The sequence below is a fragment of the Variovorax sp. 01T439_2 genome, from assembly GCF_056398445.1.
Window position 1 is genome coordinate 1 of record NZ_JBFTPJ010000272.1, and the last position, 7,734, is coordinate 7,734.

The 7,734-nt window shown below is 70.0% G+C and carries 9 protein-coding genes and 1 pseudogene; 5 read left to right on the forward strand and 5 right to left on the reverse strand.

Annotated features, from left to right (window positions below; genetic code table 11):
• Nucleotides 1–69 precede the first annotated feature (69 nt).
• Entirely contained in the window at nt 70–882 is an 813-nt protein-coding gene (locus AC1DOC_RS14620; protein ID WP_369664310.1) for an alpha/beta fold hydrolase, read from the forward strand.
• A 10-nt stretch (nt 883–892) separates the two neighbouring features.
• Here the strand turns inward: AC1DOC_RS14620 and AC1DOC_RS14625 are convergent, their stop codons facing one another.
• The gene (locus AC1DOC_RS14625) at nt 893–1,876 is read right to left on the reverse strand and encodes a Bug family tripartite tricarboxylate transporter substrate binding protein (protein ID WP_307594028.1); all 984 of its coding nucleotides are present in this window, start codon (nt 1,874–1,876) and stop codon (nt 893–895) included.
• 23 nt (nt 1,877–1,899) lie between these two features.
• Nucleotides 1,900–3,321, reverse strand: a complete 1,422-nt coding sequence (locus AC1DOC_RS14630; protein WP_478079781.1) for a M20 family metallopeptidase — start codon at nt 3,319–3,321, stop codon at nt 1,900–1,902.
• Between the two features lie 111 nt (nt 3,322–3,432).
• On the opposite strand from AC1DOC_RS14630, the gene AC1DOC_RS14635 reads away from it, so the two are divergent.
• Nucleotides 3,433–4,371 (forward strand): LysR family transcriptional regulator, encoded by a 939-nt coding sequence (locus AC1DOC_RS14635; protein ID WP_436287575.1) that lies wholly within the window; start codon nt 3,433–3,435, stop codon nt 4,369–4,371.
• A 3-nt stretch (nt 4,372–4,374) separates the two neighbouring features.
• Here AC1DOC_RS14635 and AC1DOC_RS14640 read toward each other — a convergent pair whose 3' ends face one another.
• Together AC1DOC_RS14640 and AC1DOC_RS14645 are read right to left on the reverse strand one after the other, a co-directional pair.
• Nucleotides 4,375–5,040, reverse strand: coding sequence for an NAD-dependent epimerase/dehydratase family protein (locus AC1DOC_RS14640; RefSeq protein WP_436287574.1), 666 nt, complete (start codon nt 5,038–5,040; stop codon nt 4,375–4,377).
• 14 nt (nt 5,041–5,054) lie between these two features.
• Nucleotides 5,055–5,438 carry a thioredoxin family protein gene (locus tag AC1DOC_RS14645; RefSeq protein ID WP_062362363.1) on the reverse strand — a complete coding sequence of 128 codons (384 nt, stop codon included), beginning with the start codon at nt 5,436–5,438 and terminating at the stop codon, nt 5,055–5,057.
• A gap of 101 nt (nt 5,439–5,539) precedes the next feature.
• On the opposite strand from AC1DOC_RS14645, the gene AC1DOC_RS14650 reads away from it, so the two are divergent.
• Nucleotides 5,540–5,878, forward strand: a complete 339-nt coding sequence (locus tag AC1DOC_RS14650) for an Mpo1-like protein (protein ID WP_478079783.1) — start codon at nt 5,540–5,542, stop codon at nt 5,876–5,878.
• A gap of 6 nt (nt 5,879–5,884) precedes the next feature.
• Here AC1DOC_RS14650 and AC1DOC_RS14655 read toward each other — a convergent pair.
• A pseudogene (locus AC1DOC_RS14655) lies at nt 5,885–6,977 on the reverse strand (YihY family inner membrane protein).
• Nucleotides 6,978–7,077: 100 nt separating this feature from the next.
• Here AC1DOC_RS14655 and AC1DOC_RS14660 point away from each other — a divergent pair.
• Nucleotides 7,078–7,485 carry a DUF2069 domain-containing protein gene (locus AC1DOC_RS14660; RefSeq protein WP_062362367.1) on the forward strand — a complete coding sequence of 136 codons (408 nt, stop codon included), beginning with the start codon at nt 7,078–7,080 and terminating at the stop codon, nt 7,483–7,485.
• Nucleotides 7,482–7,734 (forward strand): FAD-binding oxidoreductase (locus AC1DOC_RS14665; RefSeq protein ID WP_478129990.1); only part of this gene is annotated, 253 nt, incomplete at its 3' end. The genes AC1DOC_RS14660 and AC1DOC_RS14665, both read left to right, overlap by 4 nt.

Sequence of the window (7,734 nt, forward strand, 5' to 3'; positions counted from 1 at the left end):
CCCCCGGTGGCCTGTGCACGCGCCCCGAACAACAGCACCTAAAACAAAACATCCGGTGGAGCAACTGACATGAACTACACCGTCAACAGCCACGCCACCTACTGCTACACCGGCGGCAAGGCTTTCGATGCGAACAAGCCGACCGTGGTGTTCATCCACGGCGTGCTCAACGACCACAGCGTGTGGATCCTGCAAAGCCGCTGGTTCGCCAACCACGGCTGGAACGTGCTGGCCGTCGACCTGCCCGGCCACTGCAAGAGCGAAGGCCCGCCGCCCGCCAGCGTGGAAGACGCGGCGCAGTTCGTGCTCGCGCTGCTCGACGCGGCCGGCGTGCAGAAGGCCGCGCTCGTGGGCCACAGCTTCGGCTCGCTGATCGCGCTCGAGGCCGCCTCGCGCGCGCCCGAACGGGTGACCCATCTGGCAATGGTGGGCACGGCCTATCCGATGGCCGTGTCGCCCGCGCTGCTCGACGGCGCGCTCAACGATCCGCAGCGCGCCATCGCGATGGTCAACACCTTCTCGCATTCGCTGCTCGCGCCGCCGCCCTCCTCGCTCGGCCCCGGCACCTGGCTCTACGGCAGCTCGCGCGCACTGATGCGGCGCGTGCTCGCGAGCAACCGCGACGCCAACGTGTTCCACATCGGCTTCAAGGCCTGCAACGACTACGCGAACGGCGAAAAGGCGATCGAAGCGGTGCAGTGCCCCGTGCTGTTCCTGCTCGGCGACGCCGACCAGATGACGCCGCCGCGCGCCACCAAGGCGCTGGTGGGCAAGGCCCGCAACGCCAAGGTGGTGACCGTGCATGCCGGCCACGCACTGATGAGCGAGGCCCCCGACGAAGTGCTGTTTGCGCTGCGCGACTTCGTCGGCGCGCCCGCCTGAAGCGCCGCTTCTATTCCGCCGCGATGCCCGCGCGGTGCGCCAGTGCGCGATAGCGGGAGATCTCGCCCTCCATCTGGCTGCGGAACGCCGCCGCGCCAATGACGACGGGCTCCATGCCCTGCGCGCGCAGCTGCGCCTGCAGGGCCGCGCTGCCCATCGTGGCCGTGACGGCGCGCGCCAGCTTGTCGAGCACCGGTGGCGGCGTGCGCGCCGGCGCGGCAAAGCCGTACCAGGCGTCGAAGGTGGCATCGGGCAGGCCCTGCTCGGCCAGCGTGCGCACCTCCGGCAGCATGCTCGAGCGCGCCGCGCCCACGATGCCCAGGGCGCGCAGCTTGCCCGAGCGCACATGCGGCGCCACGGCCGCCACGGTGTCGATGCCAACCTCGATCTCGCCGCCGATCACCGCCATCGAACCCTGGCTGCTGCCCTTGTACGGGATGTCCTGCAGCTGGATGCCCGCGGCCAGCGCAAGCAGCTCGCCCGCGAGGTGCGGGCCCGAGCCGGCGCCGAAGGTGGCGTAGCGGATGCTCTTCGGCTTGGCCTTGGCGGCGGCGATGAGCTCGGGCAGCGAGCGCCAGGGCGTGCCGGCCCCCACCACCAGCACCAGCGGCGTGCGTGCAACGATGGCAATGGGCGCGAGGTCGCGCACCGGGTCGTAGGGCAGCCTGGCGCGCAGCGCGGGGTTCACGCTGTAGCTGGTGGAACCCGAGAGCAGCAGCGTGTAGCCGTCGGGCGCGGCCTTGGCGACGGCGTCGGTGCCGATGATGGTGGCGGCGCCGGGCTTGTTGTCGATGACCACGGGCTGGCCGAGCCGCTCCGACAGGCCCTGCCCCATCGCGCGCGCGACGATGTCGGTGCCCCCGCCCGGGGGAAAGGGCACGACCAGCTTCACGGGCCTGTCGGGCCATTTTTCCTGCGCGGGCGCATGGAAGGCCACGAGCGCCAAGGCGCAGGCCAGCAGGCCACGGAGCCGATGGAAGAGAGCAGTTTTCATTGGGGTTCGTCCAGGAAGAGAAATCAGGCGGCAGCGGCATGCAGCGTTTTACCGGCGGCCCACGGCGCGAGCCCCGGCTCGCCCAGGTCCCAGTAGAGGCCGGCCATGATCTGCAGGCCCTCGCGCGCCAGCGGCGCCAGCAGGTGCTCGTTGGGCGCGTGCTGCGCGCAGGCCGGGTAGGAATGCGGCACCCACAGCGTGGGCAGCCCCAGCAGGTCGGCAAAGACATCGTTGGGCAGCGAACCCGCGAGATTGGGCAGCAGGTCGGCGCGCTGGCCGCTGCTCTCTTCGATGGAGCGGCGCGCCCAGTCGACCCAGGGGTTCTCCACGTCGAGCCGCGTGGCCGCGCCTTCCAGCGTGACCTTCACTTCCACATCGCCGAAGCCACGCGCGTCGAGATGGGCGCGCACGATGCTCGCCAGTTCGCGCCACGGCGTTCCGACCACGAAGCGCAGCTGGCAATGCGCCACCGCCTCGGACGGAATCGCGTTGACGGGCCGCTGCGGCGAGCCGGCGCCGAGCGCGAGCACCTCGATGGTGTTCCACGCCACCAGCCGCTCGGCGGGGCGGAGGCCGGGCTCGCCCCAGCCTTCGTCGAGCGCGGGATCGTCGGTGCCGCCACCGATGGCGATGTCGGCCAGCGCCTCGCGCACGCCCTGCGGAATTCCAGCCGGCCGCAAGGCCTCGACCAGGATGCGCCCGCGCGCATCCACCAGCGAGGCCACCGCATGGCTGAGCACGGTGGCCGGATTGGCGAGCACGCCGCCCCAGTTGCCCGAGTGGTAGCCCCGCGCCCTGGCGCGCAGCCGCAGGCTGAAGTTGACGGCGCCGCGCGAGCCCAGGAACAGCGTGGGCCGCGCGGCGCTCACGCGCGGCCCGTCGCTCGCGATGAACAGGTCGGCGCGCAGCCGCTCGCGCTGCTGCTCGCACACCGCATGCAGGCCCGGCGACGCGGCCTCTTCGCCGGTCTCGATGAGCCAGGTGATGTTGTAGCCCAGGCGCCCGCCCCGCGCGCGCAGTGCGGCCGCCAGCCCGCCGAGCGCGATGCTGTGCTGGCCCTTGTTGTCGGCCGTGCCGCGCCCGTACCAGCGGTCGCCGCGCACGGTGAGCGCCCAGGGGCCGAGGCCTTCGTCCCACTGCGCATCCTGCCCGCTCACCACGTCGCCGTGGCCATAGCTCAGCACGGTGGGCAATGCGGGGTCTTCGATGCGGCGCGCGATCAGGAAGGGCCCGCCGCCCGCCACCGGGTTCTCGACGATCTCGCATTCGAAGCCCAGCGCGGCCAGCGGCGGCACCAGCTCGTCGCGCAGGTAGGCGCCGAGCGCGGGCGTGGCGGCGCCGGTGTCGCTCTCGGTGCGGAAGGCGACGCGCCGCTGCAGGTCGGCAAAGAAGCCGCCATCGTCGAAATAGGCGGCGGCCGCGGCAAGGCTTTCGGTACGTTGCATGAGGGGATTTCCTGTTGGCGTGGGATGCAGCAAGTACAAGGCCTGCAGGGCAATGCTTCCAGCACCGATTTCGCAAGCTACCATTGCCTTCAAGGCAACGCTTCAACCGCCATGGCACCACCGCTCCTCAGCATTCCGATGCGCCATTTCCTCGAAGTGGCGCGCAGCGGCTCGGTCAGCCAGGCCGCGGCGCGGCTGTTCGTGGCCTCGTCGGCGGTCAGCCGCCAGATCACCAAGCTCGAGGACAGCCTGGGCACGCCCCTGTTCGAGCGCCACGCCCGGGGCATGGCGCTCACCGCGGCGGGCGAGCGGCTCGCGGCGCACCTGCGCAATGCGCAGCTCGACATCGAGCAGGTCATCGAGCAGGTGCGCGACCTCGGCGGCCGCAGCGCGCACCGCATCCGCATGGCCTGCACCGAAGGCTTTGCCGCGCACTTCATGCCGCAGGTCATGCGCAGCTTCGAGTCGGCGCATCCGGGCACGCAGCTCGAGCTCCACGTGGGCTCGCCCGATGGCGTGAGCGCGCTGCTCGCGCGCGGCGAGGCCGACATCGCACTGAAATACGTCGTCGCGCCGGAGCCCGGCCTGAAGATCGAGCACTCGGCCAATGCGCCGGTGTTCGCGGTGCTGCGCCCCGACCATCCGCTGGCGCGCCAGCGCGTGGTGTCCGTGGCCGACGCCGTGCGCTATCCGCTGGCCGTGGGCGACAAGGGCGTGACCGCGCGGCAGCTGTTCGACCAGGCGTGCAGCCTGCAGGGCCTGCAGTACCGCGCGATCTTCGTCAGCAATTTTTCATCGGTGCTGCTGCCGCTGTTGCGCACGCCAGACGTGATGCTGTCGGGGCACCTCACGGTCACGCACCTGATCGATGCAGGCACGGTGGTGGCGCGCCCGTTCGCCGAGGCGCCGCTGCAGCAGCGGCAGCTCCAGGTGCTGGCGCTCGAAGGCCGCACGCTCACGCCGCTGGCGCAGGCGTTCGTACAACACCTGGTGCATGCCATTGCCAGCGCGGGCCGGCGCAAGCTGGGCCGCGCGCGGTCGAGCGCCTGAGCCTCAGCGGCCCAGCGCGTTGATGTCGGCCGGGTCGAGCAGCACCTTCGGCGCGCCGTGCCGTGCCACGGCCAGCATGGCGCGGCCCACCTTCTCGGTGGTCGTCACCCTGTCGGGCCAGAGCCGGTGGGCCAGCCCGAGCACCGGCTTGAGCACCATGATCGCGGCCTGGTAGAGCGGCGTCTTCGAACGCACGCCGTGCAGCGGCTGGATCATGCCGGGGCGGAACATGAAGGCGGCCTTGAACGGCAGCCTGAGCAGGGCGTTTTCGGTCGCGCCCTTCACGCGCGCCCACATGCGGCTGCCGCGCTCGCTGCTGTCGGTGCCCGCACCCGTCACGTAGGTGAAGGTCATGCCCGGGTTGAGCCGCGCGAGCACGGTGGCGGCGGCCATCGTGAGGTCGCAGGTGATGCGCTTGTAGTCGGCCTCGTTCATGCCCACCGACGACACGCCGAGGCAGAAGAAGCAGGCGTCAAAGCCCTGCAGCTGCGGCTCGACACCGCTGTAGTCGGTCATGTCCGGAATGACCAGGTCCTGCAGCTTCGGATGCTGCTGCCCGGTGGCCCTGCGGCCGACCGCGACCACGCGCGCCACGTCGGGCGCCAGCAGGCATTCGCGCAGCACGCCCTGCCCCACCATGCCGGTGGCGCCGAAGATCAGGATGTTCATGGGATGGGGCGCGGTCAGACCGCGAAGTCGCCGGGACGCTTCTCGAGCACCGCGAGCAGCAGGTCGACGTCGAGGCTGGAAGGTTGCGGCGCCTGCAAAGCACCGAGCATGCGCGAGAGCGTCTCGGCATGCGGCAGCAGCGGGCCCAGGAAGCGGGTGCCGTCGGCACCGGCGATCAGCAGCGTGGGAAAGGTCTCGACGTCGAAGGCATCGGCAATCTCGGCGTGGTCCTCGATGTCGACCCAGGCAAAGCGGAACTGCGGATGCGCCCGCGCCACCTGCTCGAGCAGCGGCCGGTAGTCGCGGCAGGTGCCGCACCATTCGGCGCACAGGCACACGACCCACGGCGCATCGCTGGCCGGCTCGGCGGAAACGGGGGCGGCAGGAAGAGCGCTCAAGGTTGATGCGGTGCAGGTGTGAATACGAAGCCGCAGTGGTGCGGCCGAAGGGTCGTGGCTATTATGGACAAAGCGCCTCCGGCGTTCAGGAGACCCGCACGATGAACACCACGACTGCCCCGGAATCTGCTGTCGATCCGCGACGTTTCAAGAGTTTCGCGGAGTTCTATCCCTTCTACCTGAGCGAGCACGCCAACCGCACCTGCCGGCGCCTGCATTTCGCGGGCTCGACGATCTCGCTGCTGTGCCTGGTGGCGCTGGCCGTCACATTCAACCCGCTCTGGCTGCTGGCCGGGCTGGTCGGGGGCTACGGCTTTGCCTGGGTCGGGCACTTCGGCTTCGAGAAGAACAGGCCCGCCTCGCTCAAGCGCCCGCTCTACAGCTTCATGGGCGACTGGGCGATGTACCGCGACATCTGGCTCGGCAAGGTCAAGCTCTGAGGGCTATCAAATCAGGAGCACGTCGCCCAGGCGCAGCGAGTGCAGCGGGCCTTTGCGCCAGAGGTCTTCGAGCGGCTCGGCGCGCGGCATCAGCAACTCCCTGAGCAGCGGCTCGATCGGCGTGGACGGATCGGCCAGCAGCACATAGCGCGGATCCTCATTGGCGGTTTCCTCGGCGAGCGGCGCGATCCAGTCCAGCGCCACCAGCGTCTCGAGCACCGGCACCACCTGCAGCGCATCGACCCGCATGCGCGTGACGAGTTCGGTGGCGCCCATGCCCTTGGCCGGCGTGGCGCGCGCCCGCGCCAGGTGCTGCAGCACCTCCATGGCCAGCTGCAGCGGCCACCCGGCCCGCCCGCCCCGGCGCGCAACGCCGGTCAGCAGGCTCGGCAGGTAGGCCGCGATGACCGCGCCCAGCAGCACGATCACCCAGGCCAACGAAGAAGCCGCCGGCCCAGGCATGCGACCAGCGCACGTTGGTGTTGGGCACGTAGTGGTAGAGCGAGGCCATGCCGGCCGCGAGCAGCACGAATTCGAAGGTGTCGAAGAACAGCTTGAGGATGCTTCCGCCCACCACGTCGCGCGATGCGGCAAACACGTACGAGGTGGTCGAAAGGCTCACCGCCAGGATCAGCGGCCCGAGCGTGATGGCGGCCCAGTAGATCAGCACGCGCTGCGCAAAGGGCCGGGGCGAGCGCACGCGCCAGATGTTGTTGAGCGTCTTGTCGATGGTGAGGATCAGCGCAATGGCGGTGATCAAGAGCACCACCAGGCCCGCGATGCCCAGGCCGCCGGCCTTGCTCGAGAACTGGTTCAGGTAGCCCAGCACCTGGCGCGCGATGTTGTCGGGAATCAGGCTCTCGATGAGCCAGCGCTGCAGCCGCCCCTGCAGCTTGGCGAACATCGGGAACACGGTGAAGAGCGCCAGCGCCACCGTGAAGAACGGCACCATCGCGATGGTGGTGGTGAAGGTGAGGCTGCTGGCCGTGAGGCCGAGCCGGTCTTCGCGGAAACGCTCGCCCAGCACCGCCGCGGTGTTGCCCCACGGAAAGCGCGAAAGATCCCTCCAGAGCTGACGACGATTCATGGCCGGTATCATAAGAACCCGAATCCTTCCCTCGTCTTCGCGCACTTCGTGTCGCCGTGGCCTGCGCTCGAAAAAGCCGGCCCGGCCAACCCGGTTCCGCGGTGTTCTGCCCATGACAACCATCACGCCGCAAGCCTCTTCTTCCGTCAGCGCCACCCGCTGGCTCGCCGTGGGCAGCCTTGCGGGCCTGATCGTGCTGGGCCTGGCCTGGGAGCTGTGGCTCGCGCCGCTGCGGCCGGGCGGCTCGCTGCTGGCGCTCAAGGTGCTGCCGCTGGTCATTCCGCTCGCGGGGCTCTACAAGAACCGCATGTACACCTACCGCTGGGTCAGCCTGATGATCTGGCTCTATTTCACCGAGGGCGTGGTGCGCGCCTGGAGCGACACCAACGGCGTGGGGCAGGTGCTCGCGCTCATCGAGGTGCTGCTGTGCCTCATGCTCTTTGCGGCCTGCGCCTGGCACGTGCGGCTGCGCCTGCGCAATGCCAAGGCGGCCCGCCAACTGGAGATTTCCACCCCATGACGACTTCTTCTTCCGCTTCCCTCGTCGATCAACTGCGCGCCATCGTGGGTGCGCAGCACGTGCTGAACGAGGGCGACCTCACGGCCTACGAACAGGACTGGCGCAAGCGCGCACGCGGCAAGTCGCTGGCCGTGGTGCGGCCGGCCAATGCACAGCAGGTGGCCGAGGTGGTCAAGGCCTGCGCCGCGGCGGGCACGGCCATCGTGCCGCAGGGCGGCAACACCGGCCTGGCCGTGGGCTCCATTCCCG

Bases quoted from the DNA above. Each gene is read 5' to 3' on its own strand.
- AC1DOC_RS14635 (WP_436287575.1), top strand. From the start codon at position 3,433: ATGGCACCACCGCTCCTCAGCATTCCGATGCGCCATTTCCTCGAAGTG.
- AC1DOC_RS14620 (WP_369664310.1), top strand. From the start codon at position 70: ATGAACTACACCGTCAACAGCCACGCCACCTACTGCTACACCGGCGGC.
- AC1DOC_RS14625 (WP_307594028.1), bottom strand. From the start codon at position 1,876: ATGAAAACTGCTCTCTTCCATCGGCTCCGTGGCCTGCTGGCCTGCGCC.
- AC1DOC_RS14660 (WP_062362367.1), top strand. From the start codon at position 7,078: ATGACAACCATCACGCCGCAAGCCTCTTCTTCCGTCAGCGCCACCCGC.
- AC1DOC_RS14650 (WP_478079783.1), top strand. From the start codon at position 5,540: ATGAACACCACGACTGCCCCGGAATCTGCTGTCGATCCGCGACGTTTC.
- AC1DOC_RS14630 (WP_478079781.1), bottom strand. From the start codon at position 3,321: ATGCAACGTACCGAAAGCCTTGCCGCGGCCGCCGCCTATTTCGACGAT.
- AC1DOC_RS14640 (WP_436287574.1), bottom strand. From the start codon at position 5,040: ATGAACATCCTGATCTTCGGCGCCACCGGCATGGTGGGGCAGGGCGTG.